Origin of the sequence: Pedobacter metabolipauper, from assembly GCF_004362715.1 — a bacterium.
GTDB classification, from domain to species: Bacteria; Bacteroidota; Bacteroidia; order Sphingobacteriales; family Sphingobacteriaceae; genus Pedobacter; species Pedobacter metabolipauper.
Genome location: NZ_SNYC01000007.1, coordinates 37307 through 52789 on the forward strand (window position 1 = coordinate 37307; position 15483 = coordinate 52789).

15 protein-coding genes are annotated in these 15483 nt (G+C 41.2%); 8 read left to right on the forward strand and 7 right to left on the reverse strand.

Going from position 1 to position 15483, the window contains the following annotated elements; genetic code table 11:
* Window positions 1-123: 123 nt before the first annotated feature.
* From ATK78_RS18915 to ATK78_RS18930, 4 genes are read left to right on the forward strand one after another with little or no spacing between them, the layout of a single operon-like run.
* Window positions 124-519 (forward strand): DUF4783 domain-containing protein, encoded by a 396-nt coding sequence (locus tag ATK78_RS18915; RefSeq protein WP_243732575.1) that lies wholly within the window; start codon window positions 124-126, stop codon window positions 517-519.
* A 36-nt stretch (window positions 520-555) separates the two neighbouring features.
* The gene (nadC, locus tag ATK78_RS18920; protein WP_133577701.1) at window positions 556-1398 is read left to right on the forward strand and encodes a carboxylating nicotinate-nucleotide diphosphorylase; all 843 of its coding nucleotides are present in this window, start codon (window positions 556-558) and stop codon (window positions 1396-1398) included.
* 3 nt (window positions 1399-1401) lie between these two features.
* Entirely contained in the window at window positions 1402-2052 is a 651-nt protein-coding gene (plsY, locus tag ATK78_RS18925; RefSeq protein WP_133577702.1) for a glycerol-3-phosphate 1-O-acyltransferase PlsY, read from the forward strand.
* Between the two features lie 7 nt (window positions 2053-2059).
* Window positions 2060-2887, forward strand: a complete 828-nt coding sequence (locus tag ATK78_RS18930) for a M48 family metallopeptidase (protein WP_133577703.1) — start codon at window positions 2060-2062, stop codon at window positions 2885-2887.
* Between the two features lie 3 nt (window positions 2888-2890).
* Here ATK78_RS18930 and ATK78_RS18935 read toward each other — a convergent pair whose 3' ends face one another.
* From ATK78_RS18935 to ATK78_RS18950, 4 genes are all read right to left on the reverse strand, one after another.
* Window positions 2891-4159, reverse strand: coding sequence for an anthranilate synthase component I family protein (locus ATK78_RS18935; protein ID WP_133577704.1), 1269 nt, complete (start codon window positions 4157-4159; stop codon window positions 2891-2893).
* 78 nt (window positions 4160-4237) lie between these two features.
* Window positions 4238-5515, reverse strand: coding sequence for an adenylosuccinate synthase (locus ATK78_RS18940; RefSeq protein WP_133577705.1), 1278 nt, complete (start codon window positions 5513-5515; stop codon window positions 4238-4240).
* A 39-nt stretch (window positions 5516-5554) separates the two neighbouring features.
* On the reverse strand, window positions 5555-6040 hold the full coding sequence (locus ATK78_RS18945; RefSeq protein WP_133577706.1) for a Fur family transcriptional regulator: 486 nt from the start codon (window positions 6038-6040) through the stop codon (window positions 5555-5557).
* A gap of 62 nt (window positions 6041-6102) precedes the next feature.
* Entirely contained in the window at window positions 6103-8310 is a 2208-nt protein-coding gene (locus ATK78_RS18950) for a RelA/SpoT family protein (protein ID WP_133577707.1), read from the reverse strand.
* A gap of 262 nt (window positions 8311-8572) precedes the next feature.
* Here ATK78_RS18950 and ATK78_RS18955 point away from each other — a divergent pair, with 262 nt between their 5' ends.
* Genes ATK78_RS18955 through ATK78_RS18970 form a run of 4 tightly spaced genes read left to right on the forward strand, consistent with a single transcriptional unit; the run spans window position 8573 to window position 11828 of the window.
* The gene (locus tag ATK78_RS18955; protein ID WP_133577708.1) at window positions 8573-9190 is read left to right on the forward strand and encodes a DUF4294 domain-containing protein; all 618 of its coding nucleotides are present in this window, start codon (window positions 8573-8575) and stop codon (window positions 9188-9190) included.
* Between the two features lie 6 nt (window positions 9191-9196).
* Window positions 9197-9673, forward strand: coding sequence for a glutathione peroxidase (locus ATK78_RS18960; RefSeq protein WP_133577709.1), 477 nt, complete (start codon window positions 9197-9199; stop codon window positions 9671-9673).
* A 23-nt stretch (window positions 9674-9696) separates the two neighbouring features.
* Window positions 9697-10413 carry a bacillithiol biosynthesis deacetylase BshB1 gene (bshB1, locus tag ATK78_RS18965; protein ID WP_133577989.1) on the forward strand — a complete coding sequence of 239 codons (717 nt, stop codon included), beginning with the start codon at window positions 9697-9699 and terminating at the stop codon, window positions 10411-10413.
* Window positions 10414-10466: 53 nt separating this feature from the next.
* Entirely contained in the window at window positions 10467-11828 is a 1362-nt protein-coding gene (locus ATK78_RS18970) for an acyl-CoA dehydrogenase family protein (RefSeq protein WP_133577710.1), read from the forward strand.
* A 2-nt stretch (window positions 11829-11830) separates the two neighbouring features.
* Here ATK78_RS18970 and ATK78_RS18975 read toward each other — a convergent pair whose 3' ends face one another.
* The 3 genes from ATK78_RS18975 to ATK78_RS18985 all read right to left on the reverse strand — a co-directional run bounded on the left by ATK78_RS18975 (window position 11831) and on the right by ATK78_RS18985 (window position 15415).
* Entirely contained in the window at window positions 11831-12235 is a 405-nt protein-coding gene (locus ATK78_RS18975; RefSeq protein WP_133577711.1) for a hypothetical protein, read from the reverse strand.
* Entirely contained in the window at window positions 12235-13566 is a 1332-nt protein-coding gene (lat, locus tag ATK78_RS18980) for an L-lysine 6-transaminase (RefSeq protein ID WP_133577712.1), read from the reverse strand. Before lat ends, ATK78_RS18975 begins: the two co-directional genes overlap by 1 nt.
* Window positions 13567-13717: 151 nt before the next feature.
* Window positions 13718-15415, reverse strand: coding sequence for an ATP-binding protein (locus ATK78_RS18985; protein ID WP_133577713.1), 1698 nt, complete (start codon window positions 15413-15415; stop codon window positions 13718-13720).
* Window positions 15416-15483: the final 68 nt, after the last annotated feature.

The window sequence follows — 15483 nt, forward strand, 5'->3', positions numbered from 1 at the left end:
ATTTTTTACGTCGACTGTACCTGGCAAATATAAGTCTATTGCTGATTTTTTTTAAAGCAATTTGATTTTTATGATGTATTAGTGGCATAATTTGTGTGCGAATGAAATAATTAGCTATATAAGATGATGAAGCCCTTACTCTCTATATTTATTTTTTTTATCCAATTTTCGTCTTTAAATGCGGTTGAAGCTGATATAATCGATGATTTATCCGGGTATTTTAAATCGGGAAATTCAAAAGACATCGCTTCAAACTTTTCAGCTTCTGTAGACTTAATCATAATTGACGAAGAAGATGTTTATTCTAAAGCACAGGCTGAACAGATCTTAAGAAGTTTTTTTATTAAATACCCGCCTGTAAAATCATCTGTTATCCACCGTTTAAATACCAACCCAAATTACCGTTATGGGGCGCTTTCGCTGGTAACCAAGAATGGTACATTCAGAGTGTCTATCACCCTGAAAAAGACAGGAAGTACATTTTTTATCACAGAATTGAGAATAGAGGCTGAGAAATAGTAGTAAAAATGCTATTTTTGGGTTTAAATTTAAGTTTTGGATAAGCAAATCGTAGATCAATTTATAAAGAATGCTATAGCTGAAGACTTGGGTGACGGTGATCATACCTCACTTTCAACGATACCGGCCGATGCTCAGGGTAAAGCGAAATTGTTAATAAAGGAACCCGGGATTATTGCTGGAGTAGCATTGGCACTGGAAATATTTAACCAGGTAGATGCTTCACTTACCGTAGAAGTTTTGATAAATGATGGCGCTGAGGTTAAATATGGCGATATTGCATTGACGGTATCCGGTAGTACACATTCCATTTTGCTTGCTGAAAGATTGGTGCTTAACTGTATGCAGCGCATGAGCGGTATAGCGACTACTACCCATCGAATTGTAAAACTTCTGGAGCCATATACCACTAAAATATTAGATACCCGTAAAACAACCCCTGGCTTAAGATACCTGGAGAAATGGGCTGTTCGTATTGGCGGCGGGGTAAACCACCGTATTGGATTATATGATATGATCTTAATCAAGGATAATCACGTAGATTATGCTGGCGGTATTGCTTCAGCAATCCAATCTGCAAACTCCTATTTGAAAGAAAAGGGTAAAGAACTGCAGATCGAGATTGAAGTGAGAAACCTTGAAGAGCTCAATGAGGTGCTTGAACAAAAAGGTGTGGACAGGATTATGCTGGATAATTTTAATTTTACTGATTTAAAGAAGGCTGTTCAGCTGATTGATCACCGCTTTCTAACTGAGGCTTCAGGAGGGATCACCGAACAGAATGTTACTGAATATGCCGCTTGTGGGGTTGATTTTATTTCTATGGGTGCGTTAACGCATTCTGTAAAGAGTTTAGACATGAGTTTAAAAGCCTTTTAGGTTATGATTTCGATCTATTCTATCTCCGCCGTTATTCTTGCCTACCTGTTTGGGTCTATACCTACCGCGGTTTGGCTTGGGCAGGCGTTTTATGGCGTTGATGTACGTGAATATGGCAGCGGTAATGCAGGGGCAACCAATACATTCCGGGTATTGGGTAAAAAAGCAGGCATTGCAGTCATGACCATTGATATTGCAAAAGGATATACCGCAACCAAACTTGCCTACTTTATAGGTCTGTCTGTTACCGGACCACAACACTCCTCACAATTTATTAATTATGAACTTGCATTAGGTGTTACCGCTGTTATGGGACATTTATTTCCAATATTTGCAGGCTTTAGGGGAGGAAAAGGAGTAGCCACTCTTTTTGGAATGATTTTGGCAGTTAACCCATCAGCAGCTATGCTTTGTGTTCTTGTCTTTGTTGTTGTATTGTTGGCTACCAACTACGTTTCCCTAAGCTCTATATGTGCAGGTTTTACCTTCCCGTTAAGTGTGGTATTCGTACTTCAGTCATCAGTAAAATCTGAAGTTCTTTATGGGATGTGTGTTTGTGTCTTAATTCTCATTACGCATCAAAAGAACCTGGAAAGACTACTCAAAGGAAAAGAATCAAAAGTTTATCTGTTTAAAAAACAAATAACTAAATAATTATCTGATGAATAAGTTAAAATTGATGGGTATTGCCGCAGTAGTAATGCTGGCCTACGCATGTTCAACCGTACCGCTTTCCGGCAGGAACCGGGTTAGTTTTGTAAGTGAAACTGAAATGCAGTCTGCTGCTGCACAGAGCTATACTGCACTTTTAAAAGATCCACAGACTAAAGTTTTAAATAATGCCGATGCCGTAAGGGTTAAAAGGATAGGGCAAAAAATTGCTGCTGCTGTTACCAGTTACATGAATGCAAATGGTTATGGTTCACAGATCCAGGGTTTTAGCTGGGAGTTTAACCTGATCGACAGTAAAGAGGTAAATGCCTGGTGTATGCCGGGTGGTAAAGTAGCTGTTTATTCGGGAATCCTTCCGGTTACGAAGGACGACGCGGGACTGGCTACGGTTATGGGACATGAAATTGCGCATGCTGTTGCCCAGCACTCTTCAGAGCGTGCCTCAAAGGCGGCTGTTGCTGAAGGGATAGGTAGCTTGATCGGTGCTGCTACTGCTAGTAAATCTGCTACCACACAGGCCGTAATTAACCAGGTTTATGGAATTGGTGCCCAGGCAGGTGTGCTGTTGCCCAATTCAAGAACCCAGGAACTTGAAGCCGACCATCTTGGACTGATCTTTATGTCTATGGCCGGATATAACCCAACCAATGCGGTTAGCTTTTGGCAGCGCATGGCTTCTGCCAGCCAGGGATCACAAAAACCACCTGAATTTTTAAGCACGCACCCCGCTGATGGAACGCGGATTGCACAAATTCAGAAAGACTTGCCTGAAGCACAAAGATATTATAACTCTACTACAGGAAAACCTGTAAAATAAGGATTAAGAGGGCTGCTTATGCGGCCCTTTTAATGTTTTAATGATTGGAGACGCTTTCAATAAGCATTCTTCATATTCGTTCTCGGCCACACAGGCATAGGTAATGGCCCCGCCTACCTGAAATGATAAGTACTTTGATGCAGACTGATATAGGATGCTCCTGATAATGACGTTGAAATCAAAGTTTCCTGAAGGTGCCAGGTATCCAAGAGCACCGGAATATGCTCCCCGTTTGCTGCTTTCATACTGTTCAATCAGGTTCATTGCTTTAATTTTTGGTGCCCCGGTCATAGAGCCCATGGGGAAACTATTTTTAATGGCATCGATAAAGTGTATGCCGGGATCAAGCCGGGAACTGATCGTAGAGATCATCTGGTAAACCTGTGGAAAACCATAAATGCCGAAAAGCTCTTCTACTTTTACACTTCCCTTTGCTGCCGTTTTTGTGAGGTCATTCCTTACGAGGTCTACGATCATTACATTTTCTGCCTGTTCCTTGGCATCTTTTTTTAAGTTTGCCCTGATGACACGGTCTTCCTGTTCGTTTGTACTTCTCCTTGCCGTTCCTTTTATAGGCTGCGAAATTAGCTGATCGCCAATCTTTCTCAGATATCTTTCCGGACTGGCGGATAAGATGTACTGCTCATTGATTTTGAAGAATCCTGAAAATGGGGTAGGGGATAATTCGTTCAATTTATGATAAACGGCTAGTGGGTCGATCTCTGCATGTTCTGCAAAAAATTCCTGGCAAAAATTAACTTCATAGATGTCGCCTTGAACAATATGCTGCTTTAGCTTATTGATGGTATCCAGATAATCTTCTTTTGAGATCCTGCTCTGGATAGAAATGTCCTGGCTAACTGTTTCTTTTAAGCGGGTATTTGTAATCAATTCCAATATACTGGAATCTCCAATGATGATCTCCAGTTCTCCATTCCTGATCACGATCAGGTATTTGGGGATAAAGAAATAAAGGTCTGGAAATAAGAGGCGGTCAGGGTTGGAGGAGCTGAGGCTTTCCACTTCGTTTTTAAGGTCATAGCTAAGCAGGCCGAACATCCAGTTCTTATGGCGCTCATAAAAAGACTTTAGTGCTTCAAAGGCAGATCCGGTTTCTGCATGAATGGATTGATCTGCACCTACAGCAAGCATGAAATCAAATTCGCCGTAAGCATCGGCGTAATGATTTGAATCCAAACAACAGCAAACGTCAAACGTATTTGCCCATTGTAAAGCCTGCTGTTTAAAAACGTGTAAATCCTGAACTTTCATCTTGCCTGGCAAATGTAAAAAATAGTATGTAAAACAAAAGGCGGCAAATAGCCGCCTTTTGTTTTAACCGGATGTGATCTAGTTTAAGATCAGGGTCTGAACACGGTCTGGTCCTACAGAAAGGTACTTAACCGGAACTTCAAGCTCTTTTTCTAAGAACGCGATGTAATTAGAAAGTTGTGCAGGTATTTCTTCTACTTTATTTACTTTAGTTACATCTGTTTTCCATCCTTCAATGGCTTTTAAAACCGGAACTGGCTTTACAGAGATAATATCATACGGCATATAGTCAATGGTTTCTCCATTGTGCTCATAATGGGTACAGGCGTATATGGTATCAAAGCCATCTAATACGTCTGCTTTCATCATGATCAAATCGGTGACCCCATTGAGCATGATCGCATATTTAAGGGCAGGCAGGTCTATCCAGCCGCATCTGCGGGCACGTCCTGTAGTTGCACCAAACTCATGGCCGATCTGACGCAGGTTCTCACCAACTTCATTGTCAAGTTCAGTAGGGAAAGGGCCGCCGCCAACACGTGTGCAATAGGCTTTAAAGATTCCAAAAACGCTACCAATCTTATTTGGGGCAATCCCCAAGCCTGTGCATGCACCGGCAGTAGTGGTATTGGAAGAGGTAACAAACGGATAGGATCCAAAATCAACATCCAGCAAGGTTCCTTGTGCGCCTTCTGCAAGAACGGTTTTTCCTTCTTTCAGGTAACCATTTACAAAATGCTCACTGTCTACATGTGGAATAGACTTGATAAATTCAATGGCTTCAAAAAATGCAGCTTCTTTTTCAGCAAGATCGTATTCAAATTTATAGTGGGAAAGCATTTCTTTATGCTTTTCAACCAGCTTATTATACCGTTCTTTAAAGTCAGGAAGGGTGGTGTCACCAATCCTTAAACCATTACGGCCGGTTTTATCCATATAAGTTGGTCCGATACCTTTCAGTGTAGATCCAATTTTATCCTTACCCATTTTTTGTTCGTTAGCGGCATCAAGCAGCTGGTGGGTAGGTAAAATTAAATGTGCCTTACGTGCAATGACCAATTTGCCTTTTGCGATTGGGTCATGACCAGCTGTTTTAAGGTTGTCTAACTCTCTTTTTAGAATGATGGGATCTATAACCACACCATTTCCTATTAAATTCATTGTTTTTTCATTAAAAATACCGGATGGTATGGTATTTAAAACGAACTTTTTGCCATCAAACTCTAAAGTATGTCCAGCATTCGGACCGCCTTGAAAACGAGCTATCAAATCATATTGCGGACTTAATACATCAACAATTTTTCCTTTGCCTTCATCGCCCCATTGCAGGCCCAGAAGCACGTCTACTTGCGTCATTATTTAAATTTAAAACTAGAAATATTATAATTGGATATTTTAACTTGCATGTTTAATGTTTGCATTGTTCATGGCTGCTTTAGCCGAGCAATCAAAACAAACGCCATAAAGGTTTAGAGAGTGGTGTTTGATCTCAAATTTTAACAGATCACCAACCATACTCTGAATTTGATGAACGCGTGGGTCGCAGAATTCTACTACCTTACCGCAGTCAATACAGATGATGTGGTCATGCTGATGATAGCCATATGATTTTTCAAACTGTGCCATGTTCTTGCCAAACTGGTGTTTGGTAACCAGATCGCATGAAACCAAAAGCTCTAATGTATTGTATACGGTAGCCCTGCTTACGCGGTACTTTTGATTTTTCATATGGATATAGAGGGTCTCTACATCAAAGTGATCGTCTCTGGAATATATTTCTTCCAGGATCGCAAAACGCTCAGGTGTTTTTCTTAGATTTTTATTTTCGAGATAGGCTTCGAATATTTTTCTTACCAACTCGCTGTTGTGGTTTGTAGACATAGTTTTTAACTCCTTTCAAAGGTATTAATTTTTATATAAAACGCTAATGATTTATTCGCAATTTAAGCATCAAACCTGGTAACGCCTGTTACACCCTTAACGCGGAGCAGGTTTTCAATCAGGTTGTCTAAGTGGTCTTTATCATTTACAAAGATCATTATTGAGCCATCAAAAATCCCATTATCCGTGTCTACGGTAATAGAACGCATGTTTACTTTAAAATCATTAGATATAACTTTGGTAATGTTGTTTATTAATCCAACATCATCAATTCCTATAATGTGCAGTCCTGTCAGGAATGTTAATTCCTGTTGCTTGTTCCATTTTGCTTTAACTACACGGTATCCGTAATTTGCCATGAGCTGTGCGGCATTTGGACAGTTGGTACGGTGGATCTTAATGCCCTCATTAACCGTTACAAATCCAAAAACATCATCTCCCGGGATCGGATTGCAGCATGCAGCGAGGGTATAGTCAATTTTTTGCAGGTCCTCTCCAATTAACAGGGTATCTGATCCGGGGCCTTTGATCTTATTTAATAAGGTTTGGATCTTCTGTTCATCATTTTTCTCCGATCCTCGGTTTTCAATCTCTTTTTCACTGGCCAGGTAATCTTTAAGGTCTTTGATCTCAATCTTGCCATTGGCTACTGCAATAAAAAGTTCCTGTGTTGACGGCAGTTTAAAGAAATAAGAGAGTTTATTTAAATTGTCTGTATTGTAGGTTATTTTTAAGGACTTGAGCTTACGTTCCAGCGCTTCTTTGCCCATTTCGGCAATTTTACGCTTTTCTTCCTTCAGTGAGGATTTGATCTTTGATTTGGCTTTTGCCGTTACCACAATGTTCAGCCAATCCTCTTTCGGGGTTTGCTTGCTTGAGGTGATGATCTCTACCTGGTCTCCATTCTGAAGTTTGTAGGATAGGGGAACCAGCTTATGGTTTACTTTGGCGCCAATACATTTTGCACCTACATCGGTATGGATCTCAAATGCAAAATCGAGGGCTGTAGCACCCAGTGGAAGTTGTAACAGCGCGCCTTTTGGGGTAAAGATAAAGATCTCATCAGAAAAGAGGTTCATCTTAAAATCATCCAGAAAGTCAAGCGCATTGGCTTCCGGATTATTCAGCATCTCCCGCACTTTCATGATCCATTGGTCTAAGCCATTGTCATTGCTGGATTCTTTATATTTCCAGTGGGCAGCAAATCCTTTTTCTGCAATTTCGTTCATGCGCTGGGTACGGATCTGAACTTCTACCCATTGCCCCTTAGGCCCCATTACCGTGGTATGTAAAGATTCATATCCGTTTCCTTTCGGAGAAGATACCCAATCCCTTAATCTGTCCGGATTTGGCCGGTAAAGGTCGGTTACGATGGAGTATGCTTTCCAGCAATCTGCTTTTTCATGTTCAGGAGAACTGTCCAGAATAATGCGGATGGCAAATAAGTCGTACACCTCTTCAAACGGGATATTCTTGCTTTTCATCTTATTCCATATCGAATGGATCGATTTTGGGCGTCCATAAATATCTGCGGTTAATCCCTGCTCGGCAAGGATCTCGTTAATCGGTTCTACAAACCTTTTAATAAATAACGTACGTTCGGCCTTTTTTTCATTCAGCTGTGTCGCGATGTATTTATAGGTGTCAGGTTCCAGGTATTTCATGGAAAGATCTTCCAGTTCGGACTTAATGGCATATAAACCCAGGCGGTGGGCAAGGGGCGCATACAGGTATATGGTTTCGGACGCAATTTTAAGCTGCTTTTGACGCGGCATAAAATCCATCGTACGCATGTTATGAAGCCTGTCTGCAAGTTTGATTAAAATTACCCGTACATCATCTGCAAGGGTAAGCAGCATTTTTCTGAAGTTCTCTGCCTGCAGGGAGCTGTTGTAATCAAAAACGCCTGATATTTTGGTAAGTCCGTCAATGATCTTTGCCGTCTTTTTCCCAAATTCACGTTCAATATCTTCCAGGGTGATGTCTGTATCTTCTACCACATCGTGCAGTAATGCACAAACTATGGATGTTGTTCCCAGTCCAATCTCTTCAGCAGCAATTTGTGCTACTGCAATGGGGTGATAAATATAAGGTTCTCCAGACTTTCTCCGCATGTTTTTATGGCTTTCCAGTGCCATATCAAAAGCTTTTCTGATTTCTTTTTTATCTCCTCTCTGAAGGGTGGGTTTACAGGCACGTAAAAGTGCCCTGTATCTTTTTAATATCTCTTGCTTCTCTGCCTCTAAATCAATCACTAACGCATTTTTCATCTGCTATATCTTATTTCCGTAAGTAATCACCATGTTCAAAAATCTTCTGTTTATAATTTCCAGTGAAATCAATATATGTTTTTTTATAGAAATTTAGATAAATCATCACAATAATTCATCCAATTTTATGTTTGACCTATGTTGACAGGTATTGTATTATTTACGTAAAAAATAAAGCTGTTTACCTTTAAAAGATTATATTAGAGTTCAAATAAATATTAAAGTTTAAAATTAGCTTTACCTTTACCGGGGGTATAAATTTATGAAATTTTATAGGTTAATTATTCTGTTAATTGTCATTATTGGTGCTTCTTCCGCAAAAGCGCAGGTTAATGGTGTTTCTGTAAAAATGCCTGTACTCGGTAAGAATGATACGATCCGGGTTGCCGGAACAAATGACAATGGCGAAATGATTCCCTGGATTGCCCTTCGTGAGGTAGTGATCTATGGCTATCGGGTATTTAAGTCCCCGGCAGAACGGCTGGCCTATGACAGGTTAAGATATAATGTCATGAAAGTTATGCCTTATGCCCTCTATGCCAAAAGAAGGTATGAGCAGCTGGAACAGGAGCTGGCATCCACCACGGATAAGAAAGCCCAGAAAAAGTTTGTTAAGCAGTGTGATAAAGAGATTAAGGACATGTTTAACCGTGAAATTAAAGAACTGACCATTACACAGGGGCAGATCCTGACCAAGCTTATAGACCGTGAACTTGGCAGAACGACTTACGACATTGTAAAAGAAACCAAAGGGGGCATCACTGCTTTCCTGTACCAGTCGGTTGCAAGGGTTGTTGGTCATAATTTAAAAAGTAAGTACGATCCGCAGCAAGAACGTGATATCGAATCGATCATCACTTCATCCGGATTCTATCAATAAGATCACATGCCAGATTTATCAAAAAGCATCCATCAATTCAAATTAAAACTAATCAACGGTACTGAAAAAAGCCTTTCCGATTATAAGAATAAAGTTCTGCTCCTTGTAAACATTGCTTCTGCATGTGGTTTTGCCCCGCAACTAAAGGAGCTTCAGCAACTCAGGGAAGAGTTTGCTGATGCAGACTTTGAAGTACTGGGTTTCCCCTCAAACGATTTTGGGCGGCAAGAGCCGCTTGATGGTGAAGAGATCAGTAACTTCTGTGAGAAAAATTATGGTGTTCAGTTCCCGGTTTTTGAAAAGATCATGGTACGCGGCGAACAGGCCCATCCGCTTTTTAAATTTCTAACCCAAACGGCTACCCCAAGGTGGAACTTTCACAAATACCTGATCAATAAAGACGGTGAAGTTACAGACTACTTTTTCCCATTTACAAAACCGCTCTCCGCTAAAGTAAAGAAGAAAATTCAAAAGCTGCTTTAGTCCTTATTTTATTTTAAAACATGATGAAATTAGATATATTGGTACTTGCTGTTCACCCGGATGATGCAGAACTGGGGTGTTCAGGAACGATAATTAAACACATCGCGCTCGGTAAAAAAGTTGGAATTGTTGATTTTACACGCGGAGAACTTGGAACCAGGGGCTCTGCAAAGATCCGTGACGAAGAAGCGGCAGATTCTGCAAAGGTCATGGGACTTCATGCCCGTGAAAACCTTCGTTTTAAAGACGGGTTCTTTAAAAATGATGAGGAGCACCAGCTGGAAGTGATCCGGATGATCCGTAAATATCAGCCTGAAATTGTGCTGAGCAATGCGCTGCATGACCGTCATCCCGACCATGGAAGGGCAGGGGATCTTGCCAATGATGCGTGCTTTTTATCTGGTTTGTCTAAAATAAGCACCCAGCTTGATGGTGTTGAACAGGAGGAATGGAGACCGCGGTTGCTATTGCAGTACATTCAGGACCGGTATATCAGGCCAGATGTGATCATAGACATTACACCTTATATGGAAACCAAGATTGCTTCTATAAAAGCATTTAAGACCCAATTTTTTAATCCTGATGTAGACGGACCGGGCACCTACATTTCATCTCCTGAATTTTTTGAAAGTGTGATTGGACGGGCACGGGAATTTGGTAAATCTATTGGTGCTACCTATGGAGAGGGTTTTACGTCGCGTAAGTTGCTTGGTGTTGATGATCTTTTTCAATTAAGATAAGCTGGCTTCCAACAAATAGGACTATATTCTGTTTTATTTAAAACAGAGCAGTTATGTCTAACATTTTCTCATCCATAAAATCCGCCTATACCCTTTTTAAAAACATCGATCTTGCTAAGCTGGATGCACTTTCAAAGAAAGTTGACCTTACCAAAGTTGTCGACTCGTTTTCTAATCTTGATGATAACCAGTTAAATGGTCTCTTAAAAATGATGGGCTCCTCTGGTAAAAAGAAAGAGCTGCCTCCAATTGAAGGTGATTTTTACCATCTTGGTGATGAGGCTTTGAATGAGGAGGACCGGGCACTCCAGCTTAAAGTGAGGGCTTTTCTGGAGAAAGAGGTAAAGCCCCTGGTAAACCAGTACTGGCTGCGGGCGGAATTTCCTTTTGAGATCATCCCCAAGCTGGCTGAACTTAATATTTGCGGATTAACGTATTCTGGTTACGGTTGTCCGGGTAAGACAAACCTGATGGAAGGGATGCTTGCGATGGAAATGGCCAGGGTTGATACGTCTATTTCTACTTTTTTTGGTGTTCAGAGCGGCCTGGCGATGGGTTCTATTTACCTGCTGGGTTCTGAAGCCCAGAAGCAGGAATGGCTGCCTTCTATGCAGCAATTTAAAACCATCGGTGCCTTTGGCTTAACTGAGCCTGAGGTGGGTTCTGGTGCTGCAGGCGGGTTAACTACTACGGCTAAACGTAATGGGAGTAAATGGATCTTAAACGGTCAGAAAAAGTGGATCGGTAATGCTACTTTCTCTGATGTCACCATTATCTGGGCCAGGGATCTGGATGATAACCAGGTAAAGGGTTTCCTGGTTAGAAAAGGGACCGCTGGCTTTGCTGTTGAGAAGATGCAGGATAAGATGGCCCTCCGGATTGTGCAGAACGGGTTGATCACGCTAACCAATTGCGAGGTTGATGAAGCAGACCGGCTGCAAAATGCCAATTCTTTTAAAGACACAGCGAAGGTATTGAAGATGACCCGTGCGGGTGTAGCCTGGCAGGCTGTGGGCTGTGCCAGGGGTGCTTATGAAAGTGCTTTAAATTATACGAGGACAAGGAAACAGTTTGGTAAACCGATTGCTTCTTACCAGCTGATCCAAAACCACCTGGTAGAAATGCTGTCTAACTTAACGGCGATGCAAACGTTGTGTTTTCGTTTATCGCAGCTGCAGGATCAGGGTTTGCTAACGGATGAGCATGCCTCGCTGGCAAAAGTATTCTGTTCTATGCGTACCCGCGATGTGGTGAGCAGGGCCAGGGAAGTGATGGGCGGAAATGGAATTTTGCTGGAGTATGATGTGGCGCGTTTTGTGGCCGATGCCGAGGCCATTTACTCTTACGAAGGAACTAAAGAAATCAATACGCTGATTGTTGGCCGTGCCATTACCGGTTTCTCTGCGTTTGTATAATCCTATTTAAACGGATGCCGGATAAGGCTGGCATCGCCCATGGCACTTTTTTCATAGATGGCAATGCAGTACGGATTAAATCTTGAATTAAAATTTACAGATCCTGCTCCTAAGTTGACAGGAGCAGGGCTGCCTTCCATAAAATAATACACCTTGGTGTTGCCACCTTTGTGGTGGGGTTTAAAGTTGCCAAATATTTCCATCTCGCTCCATAGCGAGTCTTTTACCGTTACTGAATATACGTGCTGTATGGGGCCTGTATTGTTCTCATTTCTGTAGTGTGCAATTTCCTTAAAGCCAGCCTTCAGGTTGTCTGCTCCGGGTTGTGTAAAAGTGCCTTTCAGCATCCATGCCACCAGTATAAAAACGGCTATGGCTAAAACCAGGTTAACTTTTCTGTTTCTCATTATAAATTCGGCAAGATACTTTCCATTACAGAGAGGCCTTCATCAATGTGTTTCTTTTCCATGCATAATGCGGGCCTGAACCTGATGGTCTGGCTGCCGCAGCCTAAAAACATGACGTTGTTTTCCATGCCTTTTTTTATGAATTCATCACGCAGGCTTTTATTCTGAAAATCGAATGCACAGAGTAAACCTTTGCCTCTTACGTTACTCATTTTATCGTATTTTGATGCCAGGTCTTCCAGTTTGTCTTTTAAGTATTGACCAACTTCGGCCGCATTCTCACACAGTTTATCGTCTGCAATGATCTGGAGAATTTGAGAAGAGCGTACCATATCTACTAAATTGCCTCCCCAGGTTGAGTTGATCCTGGAAGAAACATTGAATACATTATTTTCTATCTGGTCTACTTTATCTCCGACTAATATTCCGCATACCTGCATCTTCTTGCCAAAGGCCAGGATATCGGGTCTTGCTTTTTCGCTGTAATGCTGGTGGCACCAGAATTTTCCGGTTAGGCCAACCCCGGTCTGCACCTCATCATAGATTAAAAAGGCATCGTTTTCATCGGCAAGTGCCTTAAGTTGAATTAAGAATTCTTCGCGTAAGTGGTTATCGCCACCTTCAGATTGGATGGGCTCAACGATGATGGCACAGATATCGTCCTTGTTTTCTGCAAACGCACGTTTGATCTGTGCGATGGAATCTTCTTCGGTTTTGATGGCTATTTTTAAATTCTCGTCTTTTAAGGGGAATTTAATTACGGGGACAGAAACGCGTGGCCAGTCGAACTTTGCAAACCATTTTGTTTTATCGGGCAGGGTATTGGTTAAGCTTAAGGTATAACCTGTACGGCCATGAAAGGCTTTTTCAAAATGCAGTACTTTAAATCCTTTCTCTTCCTTGTATCCAAGGGCAAAGTTCTTTTGGACTTTCCAGTCCATCGCTACTTTAATTCCATTTTCTACGGCCAGCGCACCACCTGCAATAAAGAACGCGTGGGGTAAATAAGAAGGAATCCCAATTTTAGAGAAGGTATCTACAAACTGTGCAAACTGCTGCGTGTACACATCTGAGTTTGAGGGATTGGCCATTGCCGCTTGTAAAAGATTCTTTTTAAAAGCTTCATCGTTAATCATTTTTGGATGATTATATCCCAATGGAACAGACGCAAAACATGTAAAGAAATCGAGGAGCGTACGTTTGTTCTTAGAGTCGTAAATGTACGTTCCATTACTTTGTTCCATGTCGTAGGTAAGATCAAAGCCATCTGCTAAAATGTGCTTGCTTAATACCTGGTTCACCTGATCCGGACCTACAGTTAATTGATACATAATGTTATATTTTGGTATCATCAAATGTAGTAAAAACAGCCTAATTATCAAATTTAGGCACTATTTGAGTAAATAAGTTTAAAAAGTAGGTTTAAACGTTTTAAAGTATGATTTTCCTGGAAATCGAAATTTGTGTTCCTTTAATTTGCTGTTAGACCCGAGTAAGCGGAAGCGTAAAATAGAAAGTCGAGCCTGTTTCAATTTCACTTTCGGCCCAAATTTTACCCTGGTGGATCTGTATAATTTCTGAACAGAGGTACAAACCGATGCCAAATCCGGAAATCAGTTCTGTACTTTTGGTTTCAACCCGGTAATAGCGTTCAAATAACCGTTCCAGGTCTTGCTCGCTGATGCCCATTCCGTCGTCTTTTACACTAATCTCAATTTCATCATTTAAGACCCTGCATGCAATGGTAATATCCGTTTCTATGGGCGAATATTTAATGGCGTTACTGATCAGGTTAGAAATTACGTTCCCAATTTTATCAGAGTCAGCATATATTCTTGTTGATCCACATCCATCATAACTAATGGTATGGTTAATTTCAGATGCGGTAAAATCTTCAATCGTGTTTCTGATCAGCTCATCCATGCCGAACTCCTGTTTTTGAAGCAGGATCTTCCCGGATTGTAATCGGGAAACATTTAGAAAGCTGTTGATCATGGTTGTCATTTTTCTAATCTGGGCCACTGATTTATTCAGCAAGCCAGCAAAAAACACATCGCCGGATTTAGCTGCTTTTTTGTGCAATATTTGGATGTACCCGTTTAAAGAAGTAAGCGGTGTTTTTAACTCGTGGCTTACCATACCAATGAAATCATTTTTACGGATCTCATCGAGTTTACGCTCTGTAATGTCCATAAACATTCCAGAGTATTCTGAGGGGATGCCATTACTGTCATAATAGACCTTTCCTGTTGCTTTTACCCATAACCGTTCATTGGTAATCTGGTTGGTAATGGGGTATTCGGTATCACTGGGCATTTGCTTTTCTACTGCATTCTTTAAAACTGTGAGCAGCATTTCTCTGTAATCCGGATCAATAGCTGCCAGAATCTCTTCCATTGCAATTTCCCTATCCAAAGGGAAACCGAACATTTCCTTGATAAAATCTGACATGGTTACCTCAAAGGTAGCGGGATTGATGCTCCAGGTATCCATTTTTCCGGTTTCAATGGCTTGTTTAAGCTTTAATTGAGTTCCTTTTAATTCATGGTGGGCGGCAACTAATTTTTCATTGGATAGGGTAAGTTCTTTGTAGGTAGCGGCCTGCTCTATGATTGTTCTTCTTAATTCCAATTTGTCGACAACATGGTTTGCCAGTATAACCAATGCCTGAATCTGATCTGCAGTTAATTCCCTTGTTTGGCGGTCAATCACACACAATGAGCCCAGAGCAAAACCATCACTGTTTACAAGGGGTACACCCGCATAGAATACGATATTTGGGTCGCCTGTTACCAATGGGTTTTCTTTAAATCTATGATCCAGTTTAGCGTCAGGTACGACCAATATGTTTTCTGCTGAGGTGATGCCGTGCGCGCAAAATGAATACGCTCTGGGCGTTTCCCGTGCAGGTAATCCTCTGTGTGACTTAAACCATTGCCTGTCTTTATCTACCAAACTAACCAATGCAATAGGGGTTTGGCAAATCGCAGAAGCCAGCATGGTCAGATCATCAAAATCTTTCTCCTCGGCAGTATCTAATATGTGATAGGAACGAAGTGCTGCGATCCGCTCCATTTCATTAGTTGGTATGGGGAATTTAGACTGGTTGCCATCCGCATTGGAATTGGTATGGTGATCAATTTTACCAGTGGGTATATTCGCAGAACTATTTTTGGTCATCTTCTATGTGATCGGTTTAAGCAGTAGCTAAAAGTATAAAAGTTTATACGAATACCACTAGAAATGAT

Excerpts from the sequence above, each read along its gene's own strand:
- plsY (WP_133577702.1), top strand. The coding sequence starts at position 1,402 with ATGATTTCGATCTATTCTATCTCCGCCGTTATTCTTGCCTACCTGTTT.
- ATK78_RS18955 (WP_133577708.1), top strand. The coding sequence starts at position 8,573 with ATGAAATTTTATAGGTTAATTATTCTGTTAATTGTCATTATTGGTGCT.
- ATK78_RS18935 (WP_133577704.1), bottom strand. The coding sequence starts at position 4,159 with ATGAAAGTTCAGGATTTACACGTTTTTAAACAGCAGGCTTTACAATGG.
- ATK78_RS18960 (WP_133577709.1), top strand. The coding sequence starts at position 9,197 with ATGCCAGATTTATCAAAAAGCATCCATCAATTCAAATTAAAACTAATC.
- ATK78_RS18940 (WP_133577705.1), bottom strand. The coding sequence starts at position 5,515 with ATGACGCAAGTAGACGTGCTTCTGGGCCTGCAATGGGGCGATGAAGGC.
- ATK78_RS18930 (WP_133577703.1), top strand. The coding sequence starts at position 2,060 with ATGAATAAGTTAAAATTGATGGGTATTGCCGCAGTAGTAATGCTGGCC.
- ATK78_RS18950 (WP_133577707.1), bottom strand. The coding sequence starts at position 8,310 with ATGAAAAATGCGTTAGTGATTGATTTAGAGGCAGAGAAGCAAGAGATA.
- ATK78_RS18945 (WP_133577706.1), bottom strand. The coding sequence starts at position 6,040 with ATGTCTACAAACCACAACAGCGAGTTGGTAAGAAAAATATTCGAAGCC.
- lat (WP_133577712.1), bottom strand. The coding sequence starts at position 13,566 with ATGTATCAATTAACTGTAGGTCCGGATCAGGTGAACCAGGTATTAAGC.
- ATK78_RS18915 (WP_243732575.1), top strand. The coding sequence starts at position 124 with ATGATGAAGCCCTTACTCTCTATATTTATTTTTTTTATCCAATTTTCG.
- ATK78_RS18970 (WP_133577710.1), top strand. The coding sequence starts at position 10,467 with ATGTCTAACATTTTCTCATCCATAAAATCCGCCTATACCCTTTTTAAA.
- ATK78_RS18985 (WP_133577713.1), bottom strand. The coding sequence starts at position 15,415 with ATGACCAAAAATAGTTCTGCGAATATACCCACTGGTAAAATTGATCAC.
- ATK78_RS18975 (WP_133577711.1), bottom strand. The coding sequence starts at position 12,235 with ATGAGAAACAGAAAAGTTAACCTGGTTTTAGCCATAGCCGTTTTTATA.
- bshB1 (WP_133577989.1), top strand. The coding sequence starts at position 9,697 with ATGAAATTAGATATATTGGTACTTGCTGTTCACCCGGATGATGCAGAA.